The sequence below is a fragment of the Streptosporangiales bacterium genome (assembly GCA_009379955.1).
Classification (GTDB): Bacteria; Actinomycetota; Actinomycetes; order Streptosporangiales; family WHST01; genus WHST01.
The window spans coordinates 1-18,448 of the sequence record WHST01000125.1; the positions used below are offsets into that span (position 1 = coordinate 1).

General features: G+C 68.1%; 21 protein-coding genes and 2 pseudogenes. 6 read left to right on the forward strand and 17 right to left on the reverse strand.

Features of this window, described 5'->3' with window-relative positions; translation table 11 throughout:
- The 5 genes from GEV10_26705 to GEV10_26725 all read right to left on the reverse strand — a co-directional run.
- Positions 1-537 (reverse strand): polysaccharide deacetylase family protein (locus GEV10_26705; GenBank protein MQA82020.1); only part of this gene is annotated, 537 nt, incomplete at its 3' end.
- Between the two features lie 9 nt (positions 538-546).
- Complete coding sequence (locus GEV10_26710) at positions 547-1,545, reverse strand: asparaginase (protein ID MQA82021.1); 999 nt, start codon at positions 1,543-1,545, stop codon at positions 547-549.
- A gap of 36 nt (positions 1,546-1,581) precedes the next feature.
- On the reverse strand, positions 1,582-2,190 hold the full coding sequence (locus tag GEV10_26715; GenBank protein ID MQA82022.1) for a DUF1989 domain-containing protein: 609 nt from the start codon (positions 2,188-2,190) through the stop codon (positions 1,582-1,584).
- A gap of 37 nt (positions 2,191-2,227) precedes the next feature.
- Positions 2,228-3,604 (reverse strand): MFS transporter, encoded by a 1,377-nt coding sequence (locus GEV10_26720; protein ID MQA82023.1) that lies wholly within the window; start codon positions 3,602-3,604, stop codon positions 2,228-2,230.
- Positions 3,595-4,236: a flavin reductase family protein gene (locus GEV10_26725; GenBank protein MQA82024.1), complete on the reverse strand. Its 642-nt coding sequence runs from the start codon at positions 4,234-4,236 to the stop codon at positions 3,595-3,597. Before GEV10_26725 ends, GEV10_26720 begins: the two co-directional genes overlap by 10 nt.
- Positions 4,237-4,394: 158 nt before the next feature.
- On the opposite strand from GEV10_26725, the gene GEV10_26730 reads away from it, so the two are divergent.
- Entirely contained in the window at positions 4,395-4,967 is a 573-nt protein-coding gene (locus GEV10_26730) for a cupin domain-containing protein (protein ID MQA82025.1), read from the forward strand.
- Positions 4,968-5,038: 71 nt separating this feature from the next.
- Here the strand turns inward: GEV10_26730 and GEV10_26735 are convergent, their stop codons facing one another.
- Positions 5,039-5,467 (reverse strand): MarR family transcriptional regulator, encoded by a 429-nt coding sequence (locus GEV10_26735; GenBank protein MQA82026.1) that lies wholly within the window; start codon positions 5,465-5,467, stop codon positions 5,039-5,041.
- A 147-nt stretch (positions 5,468-5,614) separates the two neighbouring features.
- Between GEV10_26735 and GEV10_26740 the strand changes: the two genes are divergently transcribed.
- Positions 5,615-6,715, forward strand: a complete 1,101-nt coding sequence (locus tag GEV10_26740; GenBank protein MQA82027.1) for an NADH:flavin oxidoreductase — start codon at positions 5,615-5,617, stop codon at positions 6,713-6,715.
- Between the two features lie 13 nt (positions 6,716-6,728).
- On the opposite strand, the gene GEV10_26745 is transcribed toward GEV10_26740, so the two are convergent.
- From GEV10_26745 to GEV10_26775, 7 genes and pseudogenes are all read right to left on the reverse strand, one after another.
- Entirely contained in the window at positions 6,729-7,202 is a 474-nt protein-coding gene (locus GEV10_26745) for a hypothetical protein (GenBank protein MQA82028.1), read from the reverse strand.
- 802 nt (positions 7,203-8,004) lie between these two features.
- The gene (locus GEV10_26750) at positions 8,005-9,849 is read right to left on the reverse strand and encodes an amidohydrolase family protein (GenBank protein MQA82029.1); all 1,845 of its coding nucleotides are present in this window, start codon (positions 9,847-9,849) and stop codon (positions 8,005-8,007) included.
- A gap of 507 nt (positions 9,850-10,356) precedes the next feature.
- A pseudogene (locus GEV10_26755) lies at positions 10,357-10,803 on the reverse strand ((2Fe-2S)-binding protein).
- 15 nt (positions 10,804-10,818) lie between these two features.
- Positions 10,819-11,172 (reverse strand): hypothetical protein, encoded by a 354-nt coding sequence (locus tag GEV10_26760; GenBank protein ID MQA82030.1) that lies wholly within the window; start codon positions 11,170-11,172, stop codon positions 10,819-10,821.
- On the reverse strand, positions 10,920-11,318 hold the full coding sequence (locus GEV10_26765; protein ID MQA82031.1) for a hypothetical protein: 399 nt from the start codon (positions 11,316-11,318) through the stop codon (positions 10,920-10,922). Before GEV10_26765 ends, GEV10_26760 begins: the two co-directional genes overlap by 253 nt.
- Positions 11,319-11,323: 5 nt before the next feature.
- Positions 11,324-11,758 (reverse strand): annotated as a pseudogene (locus tag GEV10_26770) (xanthine dehydrogenase family protein subunit M).
- A gap of 21 nt (positions 11,759-11,779) precedes the next feature.
- Positions 11,780-12,514: an FCD domain-containing protein gene (locus GEV10_26775; GenBank protein ID MQA82032.1), complete on the reverse strand. Its 735-nt coding sequence runs from the start codon at positions 12,512-12,514 to the stop codon at positions 11,780-11,782.
- Here GEV10_26775 and GEV10_26780 point away from each other — a divergent pair.
- Positions 12,464-13,135, forward strand: coding sequence for a methyltransferase domain-containing protein (locus GEV10_26780; protein MQA82033.1), 672 nt, complete (start codon positions 12,464-12,466; stop codon positions 13,133-13,135). The genes GEV10_26775 and GEV10_26780 overlap by 51 nt on opposite strands.
- Positions 13,136-13,248: 113 nt before the next feature.
- On the opposite strand, the gene GEV10_26785 is transcribed toward GEV10_26780, so the two are convergent.
- Entirely contained in the window at positions 13,249-13,884 is a 636-nt protein-coding gene (locus GEV10_26785; GenBank protein MQA82034.1) for a methyltransferase domain-containing protein, read from the reverse strand.
- A gap of 158 nt (positions 13,885-14,042) precedes the next feature.
- Here GEV10_26785 and GEV10_26790 point away from each other — a divergent pair, with 158 nt between their 5' ends.
- Entirely contained in the window at positions 14,043-14,492 is a 450-nt protein-coding gene (locus GEV10_26790) for a MarR family transcriptional regulator (GenBank protein ID MQA82035.1), read from the forward strand.
- 6 nt (positions 14,493-14,498) lie between these two features.
- Here GEV10_26790 and GEV10_26795 read toward each other — a convergent pair whose 3' ends face one another.
- Positions 14,499-15,764, reverse strand: a complete 1,266-nt coding sequence (locus GEV10_26795; GenBank protein ID MQA82036.1) for an MFS transporter — start codon at positions 15,762-15,764, stop codon at positions 14,499-14,501.
- Positions 15,761-17,119, reverse strand: coding sequence for an MBL fold metallo-hydrolase (locus GEV10_26800; GenBank protein ID MQA82037.1), 1,359 nt, complete (start codon positions 17,117-17,119; stop codon positions 15,761-15,763). Before GEV10_26800 ends, GEV10_26795 begins: the two co-directional genes overlap by 4 nt.
- A gap of 82 nt (positions 17,120-17,201) precedes the next feature.
- Here GEV10_26800 and GEV10_26805 point away from each other — a divergent pair, with 82 nt between their 5' ends.
- On the forward strand, positions 17,202-17,864 hold the full coding sequence (locus GEV10_26805) for a metalloregulator ArsR/SmtB family transcription factor (GenBank protein ID MQA82038.1): 663 nt from the start codon (positions 17,202-17,204) through the stop codon (positions 17,862-17,864).
- Positions 17,865-17,895: 31 nt separating this feature from the next.
- Positions 17,896-18,336, forward strand: coding sequence for an aminotransferase class V-fold PLP-dependent enzyme (locus GEV10_26810; GenBank protein MQA82039.1), 441 nt, complete (start codon positions 17,896-17,898; stop codon positions 18,334-18,336).
- Here GEV10_26810 and GEV10_26815 read toward each other — a convergent pair.
- The coding region (locus GEV10_26815) for an FHA domain-containing protein (GenBank protein MQA82040.1) at positions 18,284-18,448 on the reverse strand (165 nt) is incomplete at its 5' end. The genes GEV10_26810 and GEV10_26815 overlap by 53 nt on opposite strands.

Sequence of the window (18,448 nt, forward strand, 5' to 3'; positions counted from 1 at the left end):
CCGCATCCACTCCGCCGCCGGCTTCTCGTAGTCGATCTTCGTCCAGCTGTCCCCGACGCGGACGTAGTACGGCTCGAAGTCGCGGTGCATGAGCGAGTGGTCGTACGTGAGGCCGCGGTCGAGCAACAGCTCGTTGGTGATCGTGCTGAACTCCCACCACGGGGCGACGTAACCGGTCGGCCGCCTGCCCGACCGGCCCTCGAGGAGGTCGATGCAATGGTCGAGGACGTCGGTCTCCTGCTGCCTGCTCATCGCGATCGGGTTCTCGTGGCTGTAACCGTGAACCCCGATCTCGTGTCCGGCCGCGACGCACGCGTCGAACTCCGCGGGGAACGTCTCGACCGAGTGCCCGGGCCAGAAGAACGTCTGGGTCATCTCGCGGCGGCGGAACAGCTCGAGCAGCCGCGGCACGCCGACCTCGCCGGCGAACACGCCGCGGGAGATGTCGTCCGGCGAGTCCTCACCGCCGTACGAGCCGAGCCACCCGCCCACCGCGTCGACATCCACCCCGTAGGCGACGAAGATCTCCTTGCTCATCGCTCTCTCCTATCCTCGGGTTTCCTGTCGATCCGCCGCGTCGAGCCAGTCCGCGATAAGGGTGGTCGGCGCGGTGGAGTCTGCGATCAACGCGACGGTCAGCAGCATTCGCGCCTGCCATGGGCTCAGATCGCCACCGAAGACCGCGCCGGCGTCGGCCAGGTCGGCACCGCCTCCGCCGCCGTACAGCGGGAGCACTGGCCCGGCCTGAACCCGAGAGCACACGAGTACAGGCACCCCGGACGCGACGGTGTCGCGTACTGCGCCGACGATCGCCGGGTTGGCGTTGCCCGCACCGAACGCGGCGAGCACGATGCCGGCCGCTCCTGCTGCGACCGCCGCTCTGATCGGTGCGTCGTCGACTCCCACGTACATCGACACGACGTCCACCCTGGGCGGTGACGCCTGGGTCAGATCGACCGGGATCACCGGCGGTCGGTGTGCTGGCGTCAGCACGCCGACCTCACCACCGGCGACGCGCAGCACCGGGCCGCGCCCGGGAGCGTCGAACGGCGCCGACCGCAGCGTGTCGGTCTTCGTCACGCCGCGTGCGGCGAAGACGTGTCCGTCGAACGCGAGCAGGACCCCGCGGTCTCTGGCGACGGGGCTCACGCCGATCAGGAGTGCGTCGGTGAGGTTCACCAGACCGTCAGGCGCCGGGTGGTCGAAGGGACGCTGCGCTCCAGTGAACACCACGGGCCGCGGATCGTCGTGCAGAAGGGAGACGAGGAAAGCGACCTCTTCCATGGTGTCCGTTCCGTGTGTGACCAGGACGCCGTCGACACCCTCAGTCAATGCGCCAGCGACCTGTCGCAGAAGTCCGACCAGATCCGGCCACTGCCACGCGAAGCTGCCGACCGTGGCCGCATCTACCACCGACACGTCGCAGTCAGCGGGCACGGTCGCCCGGGCCAGCAGCTCGCTGCCCGGCACCGTCGCCACGTGGCGAGAACCCATGCGGCGACTCGCGATCGTTCCGCCGGTCGCCAGCATCCGGACCTTCGCCATGCTGTACTCCGTTCGGTCCACCTGTCACGGTAGTGGTCAGCCGAGCGCGTACGCGCCGCCGTGCAGGCGCACCTCGACGTCGGATGGTGTTCCGCCATTGATCGGGTTGACGTCCATCGGGCACGCGGACATAACCACGACGACCTCCTGCTCGGCGCGCAACGTGACGTGGTCACCCGGCGATGCCTGGACGGGCCGGAACTCGAGGTTGCCTTCGGCGTCCCACGGGATGCACATGAACAGGTTGAGCGGACAGGGCACCGCGGCCGCCTCGATGCCGAGTTCCGACAGCGCGGCGCGGAAGTTGACCGCACACGACGGGTGCTCGCCTGTGACGCCGAGCTGCTTGTACCGCTCTTCGTCGCACGCCGCGATCAACGTGTCGTGCATACCAGGGCTGCTGTCCTCCGTCATCGTCAGCAGTGCACGCCGGCGGTTGCTGAACAGCGCGTCGCCGACGCGGGGGGTCAGTCGCCGGAGCGTCGTCCTGGTGTGCGACATCGACAGGTATTCTGTCGGGTCATGCAGGTTCACTGCCCAGGTGTCGACGACCTGCCCACCCGTGGTGTTGACCACCGTGAAAGAGTCTCCCACCGAGAGCGGAAAGCAGGCTCCGGTACGAGCGGCGATGATCATCGATGGCATCCGAGCTCCTCGACTTCGTGCACGTGACGTCGTTGCTTCATAGTTCATCCGCCACGGGCTCGCCTCGCGGTACGGGGGAGACCGCCGATGAGTCAACGCGTTCCGACGAGGTCTCATCGAGCGGTCTGCCCTTGGTCTCGACGCCCAGCGTCACGGTCACCAGGAAGCCCACCGCGTTCACGACGGCGAGGAACAGCATCGTTGCGCCTGCACCCAGGTCGGTGAGCATGACCGGCAGCATGAACGTGCTGATGGCCGAACCGAGCCGACTCGCGGCGGTGACGATGCCCGTGGCGGTCGCCCTGATGTCGGTCGGGAACAGCTCGTTGGGGTAGATGATCTCGATGAAATTGCAGGACCCGGAGACGACGGCATATGCGCACAGGAGCACCAGCAGCAGCGCAGGCGACGCGCCCTGGAAGGCAGCCATGAGCCCGAACAGGACGGCCATCACGACGAATGTCCAGAGCAGCAGGCTCTTTCGCCCGATCCGGTCCACCAGCAGAAGGCCGGGCGCGCCGCCGAGCAGGAACAGCCCACCGATCACGGCCTCGGCGACGTAGATGCCCGAGCCGGGCGGCAGTCCGAAGCTGAGCAGGATGTCGGGGCCGAAGGTGTACACCGCGAACAAGGGGATCACGTGTGCGGAGAAGAAGACGCTGACGAAGATCGTCCTTCGCAGGTAGGGGCGGCGGAAGACCTTGCGGTAGCTGGTTCTCGAGGCCCCGTCGCTTGTCTGGTCGACGGTCACCTCGTGGCCGTAGACCTGACGCAGGACCGCCGCCGCCTCGGCGCCACGGCCCTTGCTGAGCAGCCAGCGCGGCGACTCCGGTGTGCCGGTCCGGAGCATCACGGTCAAGACGCCGAAGACAGCTGGTGAGGCGAGCATCAACCGCCATGCGCTCTCCCCGAGCGGGGACAGCGCCCAGCCGACGAGTGCCGCGGCCGCAGCGCCGGCCGCCCAGACCACGAACAATGCGCCGAGGTACCGCCCACGCTGCCGGCGGGGAAGGAACTCGACCAGTAACGAACTCGCGATCGGATAGTCCGCGCCGATGGCCACGCCGAGCAGGAACCGCAGGGCGACCAACTGCCAGGCGTCGGTGACCAGCGCCGAGGCCAACGATGCAACGACCAGGACCACCAGATCGACCAGGTACATGACCCGGCGCCCGACCCGGTCGGTGACGTAGCCGAAGACGGCGCCGCCGACGAAGATGCCAGCGAGCGCGGCGGAGCCGATCACGCCGACCTCGGTCGGCGTCAATGCCAGGCTTGGCTGCATGGTGATGAACGCGAGACCGACGACTGCCAGGGCGAACCCGTCCAGGAATGGTCCACCGGCGGAGAAGAGGGCAAGGCGCCGGTGGAACGCTGTCACCGGTGCGTCGTCGATGATGCTCGCTACCCGCATGCGTCGCTCCCAGGCGTTGTTGACCCGACTGAGCTGTCAGGCGAGGTCGGGTGTCGGAGACTGAAGATGTCGCCGAGCGGCGCGAACGAGCTGGCGATCCTGGCGAGCGGGTCGAGCTTCTCCTGGTCGATCCGTCCGTCGTGCCAGAGCACGTCGTGGACGTGGTAGGCGACCAACGTGCCGACGACGACGGTGTCGCTGCCAGGGGTCAGCACCGCGTGCAGCCGGCACTCCATGTTGATCATCGCGTCCGCGACCCGCTGCGGGTGCACAACGCTCGAAGAGGCGGCCGAGACCCCGGCCGCGACGAACTCGTCGACATCGGGCGGGTACTCGTTCGAGCTCGCATGCATCTGCCTGGCGTTGCGTGTGGAGACGACGTTGACGACGAACTCGCGGGTGTCCGCGATGTTCCTGAACGTGTCCTTCTCCCGGTCGTCGGGATGCGTCTCGATGGTCAGGCTAATCATCGGTGGCTTGCGGGACACGACGGTGAAGAAGCTGAACGGCGCGAGATTGCGGGCGCCGGCGGCCGAGATCGTCGATACCCACGCGATCGGTCGCGGGACGACGCTGCCGATCAACAGCTTGTACAGCTCTTGCTCGGTCAGTGCGCCCGGGTCGATCAGCATCCGGCGCCACCTCCGTCATCTCGGCAGGTGATGACCGTACGGCGACGTTGCTCCATAAGTCAACACTGGATGTCTCTTCGAGCAAGTCAGTCGTTCTCTGAGCCCACCGACGACGAGTCGGTGCCCTATCGAGCAACTATGTGCCGTAGGCTTGATCGGTGCCCATTAGCGACAGCGCCGCCGACCCGATCGACGCCGACATCGGCGCCCGGCTGCGGCAGCTCCGCCAGGCGCGCGGCCTCTCTGCCCGCCAGGTGGCGCGACAGGCGGGGGTCAGTCCGGCCTACCTGAGCCGGCTCGAGAACGGCAAGGTCAGTCCGACCGTGTCCACCCTCACCAGGGTGGTGCTCGCGATGGGCGAGACCGTCGCCGCGGTGTTCGGCGACGCGACCGCCGGGCCCGTGGTACGTCGGCCGGAGCGCCGAGTCGTGCGCAACAGGGGTGCGGACGACTACTTGCTGACACCGAACCGCAACGGACGACTCGAGGTACTCGAGACCGTCGTGGAGCCCGGCGAGGGCAGCGGCACCACCGCGTACGCCCATCCCGGCGACGAGGAGTGCATCGTCGTCCTCGCCGGCGAGTTCCGGCTGTGGATCGACGGCACACGCTACGACCTGAGCGAAGGCGACGCCGCGACGTTCCCCTGCCGAACCCCGCACCGCTGGCAGAATCCCAGCGACTCACCCGCGCGACTGCACTGGATCATCACCCCCGCGGGCGGCTACTGACCGTGCACGGCCGATGCGTCGTACCGGGCAGCCCGCTGCGCTCGGCGCGTACAGGCTCCCGAGCCCGCAGATCAGGACCGGAGAACACGGATGAGTGGAGCCAGCTGCCGGTCGGCGGCGATCTCGTCCAGTGCAGCCGTCAGCGCCCGTTCATAGGTCGGCATGGCGGCCGTTAGCCCGCGCCGCCCTTCGGCGGTGATCACCGTGTAGACACCGCGCTTGTCGTCCGGGCAGAGGTCGCGTCGACTGAGGCCGGCGCCTTCCAGGCGGGCGACCAGGCGGCTCACCGAGCTCTGGTTGAGCCCAATGGCATCGGCGAGCTCCTGCATCCGCAGCTCACCATTGGCGGAGTCGGCCAGCCGAGAAAGCGCCCGGTACTCGGAGAGACCCAGGCCGTGCCGTGTATGCAGCGCCGCAGCCAACGCGTGGTCGACGCGGGCCCACAGGACGAGCGCCTGCTCCCAACGTTCGACTACCTCTGGCCTTCCCCGACCGCCCATGGGACCTCGCTCTCCGCTTGACATCAATGTACATGCATGGAAACGTCGAGTATGTTCATGTAGGTACATGCATTGATAGGAGTCGACGTGGCCGGCCAGAGCGCAACCTCAGAACGCACCGTCTCCGACCCGACCGGGGGCCCCGGCATTGCGGCGCTGTGGCGGCCGTTCACGTTCGGCGGTCACGGACTTCACAGCCGCGTGGTTGTCGCCCCGATGTCACGGGTCAGCACCGGCGGCGACGGAGTCCCGACATCGGCGATGTGCGACTACTATCGGGCCTTCGCGCGCGGCGGGTTCGGTCTCGTCGTCACCGAAGGCACGTACACGGCCAGCCGGCTCAGCCAGGCGTACACCGACCAGCCCGGACTCCTCACCGAGTCGCAGGCCGACGGTTGGCGTCGGGTCACCGATGCGGTGCACGAGGACGGTGCCCTCATCGTCGCGCAGCTCATGCACGGCGGTGCGCTGTCACAGTCGTTGACGGACACGCTCGCTCCCAGCGTCGTCCAACCCCGCGGAAAGAAGATGCCGGAGTACGGCGGCTCCGGATCGTACCCGCTGCCCACCGCGATGACCGACGCTGACGTGGCCGAGGCGATCGCGGGCTTCGCGACCTCCGCCCGGCTCGCGGCGGCCGCCGGTTTCGATGGTGTCGAGGTCCACGCCGCGAACGGCTACCTCCTCGACCAGTTCATCACCGACTACACCAACCTGCGCGAAGACCGCTACGGCGGTAGCCCGGGCGACCGCGCCCGCGTGGTCGCCGAGGCCGTCACCGCGATCCGCGCTGCGACCGGCGCCGACCTGCTCGTCGGAGTGCGCCTGTCCCAGGCGAAGGTCAACGACGCGCGGCATCGGTGGCAGGATCGCGCCGAAGCGGCGGCCGTGCTGCAGACCGTGGCCGGCGCGCGCCCTGACTACCTGCACCTCGCCAGTGAGGGCAAGCCCTGGACGGACAGTGGCGTGCTGCCTGACCACACGCCACTCGGCCGGCTCGCCCGCGAACTCACCGGCCTCCCCGTCATGGTCAACGGCGGGCTCGACGACCCGGCACTCGCCGCGCAGGTACTCGACGACGGCCACGCCGATCTCGTCAGCCTCGCCAGGGGCGCACTCGCCAACCCCGACTGGCCGTACCGCGTGCGCGCCGGTGACGCGCTCCGATCATTCCACCCAGGCATGATCACACCGGTCGCGACAGTCGCCAACACGCAACACTTCCTCGCGAACCTCGACCGCGCCTAAGTTCGTTCGACCATCAGGTCGGTGTACGACAGTGCTCGAGAACCTTGACCTCGCGACGCACGTCGGCCAATCGAGAGGCGGTGAGCTGGTAGCGTACGATCTCGGGCTCGCTCGCGCTCGCCCTTACCAGGACTCTGCCCTCGGGGTCGTAGACCGTACTGCCACCAGAGAACGTGTGTGCACCGCATCGACCGACCAGGTTCACGAATCCGACATAGAAGGTGTTGTCGAGGGCACGCGCCGCGTGGCACAGGAACCGTCGATGCTCGTTGCCGCTTTGGTGCGCCCCAGCGCATACATAGAGATGTGCACCGCTCAGCCCGGCATCGCGGCCGTGCTCAGGGAATGAAGCGTCGTAGCAGATGGCAGTCGCTACGTTCCGTTGGTGAGCTTCACCACGACATGATCGTCGACAAGCACATAGGCAACCTCGGGAACATTGGTAATCTGGGGAATCCGGGAAATGCCGGCAACCCAGGCAACCCAGGGAATCGCGGTAGCGTCAACTATGGCTACCCCGACGTGTCGGGTAAGCTATTTGAGTCAGTCTGACGTACGTCGTACAACACCAGCGGTGCTCACTGGCATGCTCCATCGAGGCGCTGACGCTGGTCCCATAGCTCAGCGAGGTTGTCCCGTCGGTCGTAGAACTCCGTCCTGCGGTAGCCAACCCGCGAATATTAGAGTGACCGCGCGTCGACCACGACACGCTCGTCGCCACCACGATCACTGGCCGGTCAACACGAAGCGGCGTCCAAGACGACGGTCCTGGGCGCCGCTTCACCCTGCCCACTTGACAAACGACCCCACATATTAGCTTCAGCCTTTCGCCGAAATTGCGGCGCCGCCGGTGGTAGACGCGCGGAAGTGCCTTGCCTGTAAGGGACGATTGGGCTTGTCGAGAGTCCAAGAACCCGTACGGGAAGGCACTCCGCGAGTGGTGCGACACGAGGTCGCTTGTGGTCATTGGAGGTCGGAGGTGTTGTCGATGACGTAGTCCGGGCAAGTGTTCATGGCCCGTCCCCGTCTTGACGTGTGTCGCTGATAACGGCGGGGCCGCTCTGCACTCCCTGACCCCACCCAAAAGGCAGGGCCTCTAACGACGCCGCAGGCTTCGCGTCATGCTACGGACCGCTTCGTTGCTCCCCTCCAAGGGCTTCGACACTGGGCTTCGACCTCCTGACAGCTACCCGGACCGGACTCCCACCGGCAAGCGACGACGAGCTCACGAACCAGAAGATCAACCCACAGCGTTATCTCCAGTTCAGCTGGGCGCGCGAAATTCGAGGCTAGAACTCTTTACTTTGCCAACTCACCTTCCCGCCGACCACGCTCATCACGACCTTCACCGAAGGGACATCCCCCTCAGGGATCGAGAAGTAATCGCGATCGAGGACGATGAAGTCGGCCAGCTTCCCCTCTTCCAAAGTGCCAATCTCGCTCTCTTTTTGGACGTATTCGGAGGCCCACGTCGTGAAGGTCTTGAGCGCCTGCACTCGATTGATCCGCTCCTCGGGTGCATAGACGGTGCCATCGTCTGCTTGGCGGTTGACAAGCAGATCCAACAACCAGAACACGGACCTGTCGGACGAGAAGTGGTAGTCGACGCCCGATGCGAGTCGTACATCACCATCGATCAGGCTCTTTGCCGGCACGACCCAGCGAAGATATTCCTCCCCGGCCGTACTCTTGACCTGGGGGGAAGTGTCATTGATGTACTTTGGCTCGCAAGAAATGATGATTCCGAGATCCTTCAAGCGCGGGATTTGATCGGGCCGCGGGTTGAGCGTGCAGTGGTCAACGGTATGCGCCCTCGCTCTGATCTGTTCTTTCGACAGACCGGCCCTGGCGCTGGCTTCCTCGATCACGTCGAGGAGCTGATCCAGGGCTTTGTCCCCCGCCACATGGGTGTTGCTGAAGCGGTAACCGCTGGCGATCATCGACTCCAGAGTCTCCCGCATGATCGACCCTTTGTCGAGGAAACAGATCGCCCCCGGGTCGTCCGCCAGGACCGGCACAGTGCTGCAAATACGCGGGTAAGCCTTGTCGACGCTTGCCAGACTCACTCCATCGTTCCAGAGGGAGTTGGAGTCGAGGTTCCTAATATCGCCGAGGGAACGGTAGAAACTGGGGCTGACGGGATTCGTCGAATGTCCCCATCCTAGACGCAGTGGCATGTCACCGCGTCGGTTCAACTCCTGCAAGGCAGCTATGGAGAGGGGCTCGCTAAGCGAGGAAGACATAGACGTCACACCATAAGTGACGTCCTCGCGGAGCTCGGACTCAATCAGATCCGTCACTTCTTGGAGACCCCGGGGATCCTGATTCAGGATCATGAGCTGGGGGAGCGCCCGGCCCCACGGAGTGTGAGGCAAACGTCCCTGTTCTGGGTCACCCTCGGGATGGAGGCCGAGCCCCTCGCCATAGAGAGCCTCCAGCTCGTTCCAACCCGCGGTGTTTACGATGTGGCTGGTGGCGATGTTCACATGCACCGGGTTGTCCGGTGCAACCGGGTCGAGGAACTCGCGGCTGAGCCTGCCATCGTTATAGACTTGGAGACCCGCATTCCTGTTGGAGAGAGTCATGCGAATCCAGTCGCCAGGCTGAGCGTCGCTGACACGCGCCTCCAAGGTCGTCTTGATGTTGTCCAGGAGTTCCTCGGGCGTGCTCCCTTCCACTGCAGACACCTTCATCTCTGGGAAGGTATCGACCAGATCCTGACCGTGATTATCGACTGCATATTCATGTGCATGTGAATGGGTATCGATGATACCGGGAGTCACGGTCCGCCCTTTTAGATTGATCACTTTGGTGCCGGGCCCCTTGAGGGCCATCACACTACTGTTGGCGTCGCCCTTGCCGCGTCCGTCTCTACCGCCTTTCCCTTGCAGGGCTACGATACGGCCATCTTTCACCGCCATCGCGGTGGCGACTGTGCCCACTCCCCCGGAGGCCGTTCTGTCGTCCATCGTAACGACCTTGCCGTTGACGATGATTAGGTCGGCTTTCCCTCGCTGATCGCTGTCGATGGTAGAGGTGCTGCCCGCTGCCGAGGCGCCTTGCAGCGCCATCACAGCCAGCAACCCCATCAGCGCACCGACGGTGGCTTTCCGCGGAATCGCCATGAGTGACATGTGCAGTCCCTTCTCCAGATAGTTCGGTAAGTGGTGCCTTTCGATGAGTGGTCTCTTAGGCGCCCGCCAAGCTCAGAGGACCGGCCAGCGCCCGCGAACCAGCTTCGCGCCGTCGAGGCGGTCGTACAGCGACGCGGTGCCCGCTCGTACGTCGGACAGCAGCTCGTCCTCGTCGACCCTGGTCAGCCGGCCGTCCTCGACGACGAGGTCGCCGGCGTCGCGCACGTGTTTCGTGGTGCGCCCGGTCGCCGAGTACACGAGGTTCGACACCGGGTCTGTACAACGGTTGCCAGCTCGGGCCGTCGGTGTCGAACAGCACGAGGACGGCCTGCCTGCCCACCTTCGATCGAACCGAGCTCGCCAGCCTGGTCGACCGCGTACGCACCGCGCGGGTCGTCGAGCCCGCGAGGTGTCGACCGACACGATGCGCGGGTGCGGGCTCCGCAGGATGGCGATGGTGCCGCCCCTAACGGCAGTCACCGTCTCCTCGTCGTTGGCCACCGAGGAGATCGCGTCGACGATCTGCCGGTATCCGGTGCACATGCAGAGGTTGCCCTTGAGTACCGAGCGGTTCTCGTCCTCGTCCAGCGCCTTCGTGTTGTGCAGCGCGCAGGCATTGGTGAGCATGCCCGAGGTGCAGTAGCCGCACTGGATCGCACCGTGCTCGGTGAACGCCTTGCGCAGTGCCGGCACGCACGGCGCATCGAGCCCGTCGACCGTCGTGACCGGCGCGCCGGACGCCTGGACCGCCAGCATCATGCAGGACTTCACCGGCTGCCCGTCGAGCAGCACGGTGCAGGCACCGCGGTTGCCGGTGTCGCAACCGACGTGCACGCCGGTGCGCCCCGCCTGCTCCCGCAGGACGTGGACCAGCAGCTTCCGTACCGGCACGCTCGCCTCGACGCGCTCGCCGTTGACGTCGACCGCGACGGTCTCGTACTTTTCGGTACTCATCTCGCGCCCGCCTCCTCACACGACTCCGGCAGCGGCCGCGACGAGATCGCCGACACCGCCGGCCGTACCGCGCCCCCCTACCTCCGTCGTGCTCGTCGAGCTCCTGCGCTCAGTACTCATGCCCTCGCCCGTTCCCTGTCCTGCTCGACGTCGCGCAGCGCGCGTTCCCAGCGCCGTCGCCGTGGCCGCGGCGAGCCTGTCGGACGTGAGCGGATTGCCGCGCAACGCGGCCGTCGCCACCGCCGCGAGCGGACGGCCCCGGTCGGCGAGACCCACCAGGCCGAGGCCGGCGTCGGCGACCGTGTCGCCGTCGAACCGCGCAACGACCGCCACGCCAGCGAGCGTCGGGTCGGCCGGCCGCCGCGCGATCGCGTGGTACGCCGTGGCGCGTCGTCGTGGCGCGGGATCGCGATCTCGGCGACCAGCTCGCCCGGCACGAGCACCGTCGCGAACGGACCGGTGTACAGCTCGGCGACGGGCACGACGTGCTCGCCGTCAGCCGACACGACACGCACCGAGGCCCGGCCGCGATCGCGGCGCCGGCCAGGTCGCCCGCCGGGTCGCCGTACGCGAGCGACCCACCGAGCGTGCCACGGTTGCGCACCTGCACGTCGGCGACGTGCGCCAGCGCGCGCGGCAGGATCGACGCCGACTCGCGGACGGCGGCCTCGCGTGCCAGCGTCGCCATGGTGACCATGGCGCCCACCGTGAGCGCGCCGTCGTCGCGACGCAGCTCACGCAGCTCCGACAGCGCGCCGAGATCGACGACGAGCGTCGGCCGCACCACCCTCGTCTTCAGCAGGGTGAGCAGGCTCTGCCCACCCGCGAGCGGACGCGCACCGGGCTCGTCACGCAGCAGCCGCAGCGCGTCGGCGAGAATCGCTGGGCGCACGTATCTGAACTCCGCCGGAATCACGGGAGCCTCCAGTTCGACGGTGAACCGATGAAACGCCAGGCGCCCCCGCCGACCGGGTGGTCAGGTCGCGGCGGCCACCGCCTGCGTGACGTTCGCGAGGTGACGCCGCATCGCGGTCTCCGCCGCGTCGGAGTCGTGCGCCGCGATCGCCGCGACGATCGCCTTGTGCTCGTCGAGGGACTCGCGCAGCCGGTCGCCGACGAGCAGGGTGCGCAGTCGCGTCTGGGCGCTCTGCGCGCTCAACATCTCGGAGAGCCAGGCCGCGGTCGGCAGCTGGGAAATGACGGTGACGAGCTCGTGCAGCCGCGCCTGCGCCGCGGCGCAGGCCGACAAGTCGGGCACGGAGAGCGACCTGCCGAACTTCTCCAGTGTCGCCCGCAGCGCCACGACGTCCTCGGCCGTGGCGTGCACCGCCGCGTGCCGCGCCGCCAGGCCCTCAACGACACTCCTGACCTCGAGGACCTCCACCGCCTCCGCCAGCGACAGCAGCCGGACCGCGACACCGCGGTTCGCCCGGCGCTCGACGAGACCCTCATGCTCCAGTCGCGCGAACGCCTCACGCAGCGCTAACCGGGTGACACCGAGCTCCGCGATCACGTCCGGCTCGACCAGCCGCTGCCCCGGCGCGTACCGCCCCGTCTTCAACGCGCCGCGCAGCTGACGGTAAGCGATCTCACCCACCGTCGATTCGACCATGCGGTTCATCATGACAGCATCAGACGAAATCGTCAACGATTTCGTCTGATGCTGTGTTCGGCCGTAGACCGGCAGGTGAAGCAGGCGATGACGGCGCATGCCCCGTCCCCACACTGCATGGCCAGACTGGTATTTCTGCGTCGAGCGGCACTCCGAGGTCTGGGCCGCGTAGCCCCCTCGGCCCCGGCAGCCGGTGACTGGGACGACATGCGGTCGAGCTTCTACAACGCCGACGTCATCGACGCCCTGGCCGAGCGGGCGGAGGTCACACCGGAGTCGTTGGTTGTCGACGTGGGGACAGGCACCGGGTTCGTCGCGGCCGGCCTTGCGGGTCGCGCGGCGACGGTGCTCGGGGTGGACAACCCACCGGCGATGCTGGCCGTGGCTCATAACCATCTGGACGAGCTCGGCGTCGACCGCGTGCGTGTCCTGGCCGGGGAGCTGGACCGGTTGCCGTTGCCGGACCACAGCGTCGACGCGGCGGTGGCGAACATGGTCCTGCACCACGCGCCGGACCCGGCGGTGATGCTGACCGAGATGGCCCGGGTGGTACGGCCGGGCGGCCGAGTGGCCGTCACGGACGAGGCCGAGCACACCTACGAATGGATGCGCACCGAGCAGGCCGACCTGTGGCTCGGATTCTCCGCCGATCAGGTCGCGGGGTTCTTCGGCACGGCGCGGTTGGTCGAGTACGGGTACGCGTCGCTTGGCACGCAGTGAAACGTCGCCTCGAAGACCTCGGGCGGGGTCGTCGCTGACATCGGAATCTTCGCCGCCTGGGGCACCGTTCCGTACCCGCGCTGGCCCTGACACGGCGGGTGTGTGGGTGGACGTCAGGTCGGCGCGCGGGCCGTGCCCAGGACGTGCGGTGACGAGGGTTGGGTGAACCGGTGTTCGGGGAAGCGCAGGCGCCGGCTGGTGGTGATGTCGAACCCGGCGTCGGTGATCTGGGTGACCGGGTCGGTGGCGGTGTGGCAGCCGCCGGAGAACAGGGGCCAGAAGGTGGCGTCGGCGAGGCGCTGCACGGTCCGCAGGCCAGGCGTGTCGGCGAGGGTGTGTTCGAGGAACCGCAGCGTGCCGCCCGGACGTAAGACCCGCCGGAGCTCCGCGAGCGCGGCGGGACGGTCGTCGAGTGAGCACATGACCAGGCACAGCACCGCGGCGTCGACGCTGTCGTCGGCCAGCGGGAGCCGGTCGGCTGTGCCGGCGTGCACGGTCACCGGCACGGGCGCCGTCTCACCTGCCCGTACCGCCAGCGCCCGCAGGTACGGTTCTGGTTCGACGGCGGCCACACGGGTCACCGTGGCGGGATAGTGACGGAAGTTCATGCCGTTGCCGGCGCCGACCTCGACCACGTCCCCGACCAGCTGACCCAACAGCTCGCCGCGCAGCGCGGCCAGGCCCTCGACCTCGAGCCTCTCGCTGATCCTGGGGTAGAAGCGGCTGAAGAACCGTCGAGGCCGGTCCACCTCTGGCGCCCGGCCAGGTGGGCGTGCTTCGGTTGTCACAGAAGGCTCCTCCCCCGCCGCGCCCTTCGACGGATGTCGCGGGCGACGTACCGACCGACGATAGCAGATCGTGAACTATATACATCATCTAGGATGATTCACAGTGATACGATCTCACTGTGGAGCGTGACGTGGTCGTCGTGTTGGACAAGGTATTCGAGCTGGCCGGCCGTATCGGCGAGCTCATGAAGGAAAGCCTCACCGAACGCGGACTGACCCCCGCGCGGGCCGAGGTCCTCCTCGTGCTCCATCACCACGGCGAACCGATGGTGCAACGCGAACTCAGCCAGGCCCTGCGCTGCACGCCACGCCATGTCACCGCACTCGTCGACGCTCTCGAGACCCACGACTGGGCCGTCCGCCGCCCGCATCCCACCGACCGCCGGGCCACCCTGGTCAGCCTCACCCGCAAGGGCGCCACCGCGACCGGCCACCTGGACCGCGAGCGCCGCACCGCCGCGCGCGCGATCCTCGGCGACCTGCCCGCCCGCGACCTCGCCGGTTTCATGAAGGTCGCCGACCGAGTCCTTGGGCACCTCACCCCACAGGACACTCCCCGGTCGGATTGAGCCGTGTCAGTCTGTCGTAGGCCAGCGGTGGGTTTCGTACATACGGACGGCCACCACGACCCCGGATGCGACGCTGATAGCGGCGGCAACCCAGACGGCGGCACGGAGGCCCCACAGATCGGCGGCGATCCCGCCGACGAGGGCACCGATGGCGTAGCCGCCGTCACGCCAGAGCCGGTAGACGCCGACGGCACGGGCACGCCAGGCCGGGTGCGCGACATCGCCGACGGCGGCGAGCAGAGTCGGGTAGACCATCGCGGTGCCGGCGCCGAGGACGGCGGCGGCGACGGCCCAGCCGGTGAACGTGTCCGCGTATGCGATGAGACAGAGTGCGGCGGCCTGGGTGAGCATGCCGGCGGTGATGAGGTGTTTGCGGCCCCACCGGTCGGACAGCGGCCCGGTGAGCAGCTGACCGACTCCCCAGACCGCCGGATAGAGCGCGGTGAGGATGCCAATGCGGGACACGGACAGACCGCCGGCGGCGAACAGGAGCGGGAACAGCCCCCAGGACAGCCCGAAGTTGAGGTTGTTGACCATGCCGGCCTGGCTCGCCGACGACAACGCGGGTTCACGCAGGCTGGTGTGTCCAAAGACCTGCCGGTTGGTTAGGTCGGCGGGTAGCTGAGCGCGGCGTCCGTCGGGTGCGGCGCTGGCCGCCTCGAGGTGGGCGTGGTCGCGGGTCTCCCGCACGGCGAGCCCGGACAGCCCGAGGCCGAGCGTGGCGTAGGCCAGGCCGAGCAGGAACGGAGCCGGTCGCAGCCCGTAGCGCTCGGCGAGATAGCCGGCGAGCAGCGCGGTGAGGGCGACGGCGCCGTAGCCGGCGGCCTCGTTGAGTCCCATCGCGGTGCCGCGTTGTCGTGGTCCGACGAGGTCGATCTTCATGATGACCGTGCTGGACCACGTCAAGCCCTGGTTAAGGCCGAGCAGCACGTTCGCGGCGATCACCCAGCCCCAGGACGGCGCCCAGATCAGCATCAACGGGACCGGGACCGCGATCAACCATCCGACGAGGAGGACGGGCTTGCGGCCGAACCGGTCCGACCAGGTCCCGGCGAAGTAGTTGGTGGCCGCCTTGGTGACGCCGAACGCGAGCACGTAGATGAGCAGGAACGCGTACCCGGTCAGGCCGAACTCGCGCCTGGCCAGCAGCGGCAGCACGGTCTGCTCCTGCCCGACCATGCCGCCGACGAGCGCGTTGACCGCGACGAGCAGGCTGAACTGCGCAAGATTGGCGCGCAGCCCGAGCCGCAGCTGCGCCTTGCCACTGGTCAAGGCCCGGTCTCCAGGTCCCGGCCAGTGGCTTGCGCCCAGTCCTCGGGTCCACCCCGCAGGACGGTGATGTCGCGGTAGCCGGCCCGTTCGAGCAGGCTGGCACCTCCCATCGCCCGTTCCCCGTGCCCGCACATCACTAGCAGCGGCTCGTGTGGCAGGTCGCCGACGCGGTCGGCGAGGTCGCCGAGCTCGACGTGCAGCGCCCTGGGGAGGTGCCCATCGGCGAACTCGGCCCGCTGCCGGACGTCCACGACAGGCGTGGTCACCTCGCCGGGTGCGACGAGCCGGGTCGTCGTCACGGCTTCCTCGGCGTCGAGCCAGGCGTCCATGCCACCGGACAGTTCCCCCGAGGGGTTGGTGTAGCCGATCTTCGCGGCCTGCCAGGCGATCTCGGCGGGATCCTGGTCGGGGCCGCGCAGGATGACCAGCGGCCGGGTGGGTGGGGCGAGCCAGCCCAGCCAGGACGCGAACACCGGCCGTAGCGGGATCGACAACGCGCCCGGCACGTGACCTGCGGCAAACTCGGTGACCGGCCGGACGTCGACCAGCTGCGCGCCGTCGGCGAGCAGCCCGCGGACCGCGGCAACGTCCAGGGGCGGCAGCGCGGGTTCGGTGTCGAGCACGGCGGGGCCGTGCCGGTTGTGCTCCGCCAGGCGCAGGAAGTACGGCGGGAAGCTGCCCAGCGAGCCGATCAGTTGGGTCACGAACGCGTCCTCGCCGCCGGCGCGCAGGAGCGGGTTGGTCGCCTTCTCCCGGCCGATCGTGCTGGTGCGCTCCACGCTCGGCGGGGCCGAGCAGAACGATCCCGCCCCATGGGTGGGCCACACCGCCGTGTCGTCCGGCAGCGCGAGCAGCCGTTGGATGGACGCGTACTGCCGGCGGGCCAGGTCCTCGGTTCGCTCCGGTGCGATCAGATCGGTGCGTGCGGCCGCACCCACGATCAACGACCCGCCCGTGAACACTCCTAGCGGCCGGTCGCCGTCGAGCAACAGGAACGCAAGGTGCTCGTCGGTGTGTCCCGGTGTGGCCAGTGCACGCAAGCGCAGGCCACCGAGGTCGACCTCGTCACCGTCGTGTAGTCCGGTGTGGGTGAATTCCCGGTGCCCCGCCGCGGACGCCAACACGCGGGTGCCCTCGGTCGCCGCGAGCTGCCGCGCCCCTGACAGGAAGTCGGCATGCAGGTGGGTGTCGGCAGCGAACGCGACCGTCAACCCGCGCCGCGCCGCAACGCGAGAGGCCGCCCGCAGATCCAGACTGACGTCCACCACCAGCGCTCGCCCCTCGCCCAGCTCGACCAGGTAGGCGGAGTTGCCCAGCCCCTCATCGACGAGCGGAACCACCTCGACCGCAGTCATCACAGTCTCCTTGTGTCGGTGACGGCGATGCGCATCCCGTCTTCCCTTGTTCTACACTATTCCACAGATGATTGGAGAATAGATGGGTGACCGGGACGCGAAGACGGCGCTGTTCGACCAGTTCGCCCGCGTCGGCAAGGCGCTGGCCAGCGGCAAACGCCTGGAACTGCTCGACCTGCTGGCCCAGGGCGAGCGCACGGTCGAGGGCCTGGCGCAGGCGGCCGAGCTAGGGGTGACCACGGCGTCTGCGCACCTGCAGAAGCTCAAGCACGCGCATCTGGTGGCGACTCGCCGTGAGGGAACCAAGGTGTTCTACCGCCTCGCCGGCAGCGACGTGGCCGCGTTGTACGCGCTGCTGCGGACCGTAGCCAGCGAGCATCTCGCCGACGTCACGGCCGCCCGCGCCGCCTATCTCGGCGGCGACATCGACCAGGTCACCCGCGACGAGCTGCTCCGCCGCGTGCGCGCAGGACAGGTCGCGATGGTCGACGTCCGCCCGCGCATAGAGTACGCGGCCGGGCACATCCCCGGCGCGCTGTCCATCCCGCTCGACGAGCTGCCCGAACGTCTTGCGGACCTGCCCGCCGACCAGGAGATCGTTGCGTACTGCCGCGGGGCGTACTGCGTGCTCGCCCACGACGCGGTCCGTCTACTCACCACCACGGGGCGGCCGGCTCGCCGGCTGGCCGACGGGATGCTCGAGTGGCGGCTCGCCGACCTACCCATCGAAGAGGGAATTGCATGACCGAGGGTCCCGCAGCGCATCCGCACCCAGCCTGCAGGACGAGCCGATCTACCTGGACTGCAACTCCACCACACCGGTCGATCCCCGCGTGGTCGACGCGATGCTGCCCTACCTGTGCGCCCACTTCGGCAACCCGTCCAACACCTACCACTACGGCGCCGAGCCCCGACAAGCGCTCGCCTCCGCCCGTGACCAGCTCGCTCGCCTCCTCGGCACGACCGCCGACGAGATCACCTTCACCGGCAGCGGCTCCAAAGCGAACACTCTTGCCATCCGCGGCGCAGCCCTCGCCCACGCTCGGAGCGAGCGTCCTAGACATCGTGTAGCCCGGACGTCGTCAAAGAGCTATGCCCGCACCGCGAGGCCCCAGCTCGGACCCGGCGATGCCCGAGAAGGGGCGCCACGTCGGCTCACCCGAGCTAACTGTCGCCGTGGGCCCCGAGGAACACCAGCCGGAACTTCCCGATCATGACCTCGTCGCCACCGGTGAGCGGCGCGGAGTCGATGCGCTCGCGGTTGACGTAGGTGCCGTTGAGACTGCCGACGTCGGCCACCGTGAAGTCGCCGCCCGCACGACGGAACTC

Bases quoted from the DNA above. Each gene is read 5' to 3' on its own strand.
- GEV10_26710 (MQA82021.1), bottom strand. From the start codon at position 1,545: ATGGCGAAGGTCCGGATGCTGGCGACCGGCGGAACGATCGCGAGTCGC.
- GEV10_26715 (MQA82022.1), bottom strand. From the start codon at position 2,190: ATGCCATCGATGATCATCGCCGCTCGTACCGGAGCCTGCTTTCCGCTC.
- GEV10_26720 (MQA82023.1), bottom strand. From the start codon at position 3,604: ATGCGGGTAGCGAGCATCATCGACGACGCACCGGTGACAGCGTTCCAC.
- GEV10_26725 (MQA82024.1), bottom strand. From the start codon at position 4,236: ATGCTGATCGACCCGGGCGCACTGACCGAGCAAGAGCTGTACAAGCTG.
- GEV10_26735 (MQA82026.1), bottom strand. From the start codon at position 5,467: ATGGGCGGTCGGGGAAGGCCAGAGGTAGTCGAACGTTGGGAGCAGGCG.
- GEV10_26750 (MQA82029.1), bottom strand. From the start codon at position 9,849: ATGTCACTCATGGCGATTCCGCGGAAAGCCACCGTCGGTGCGCTGATG.
- GEV10_26780 (MQA82033.1), top strand. From the start codon at position 12,464: ATGCTGTGTTCGGCCGTAGACCGGCAGGTGAAGCAGGCGATGACGGCG.
- GEV10_26775 (MQA82032.1), bottom strand. From the start codon at position 12,514: ATGCGCCGTCATCGCCTGCTTCACCTGCCGGTCTACGGCCGAACACAG.
- GEV10_26800 (MQA82037.1), bottom strand. From the start codon at position 17,119: ATGACTGCGGTCGAGGTGGTTCCGCTCGTCGATGAGGGGCTGGGCAAC.
- GEV10_26805 (MQA82038.1), top strand. From the start codon at position 17,202: ATGGGTGACCGGGACGCGAAGACGGCGCTGTTCGACCAGTTCGCCCGC.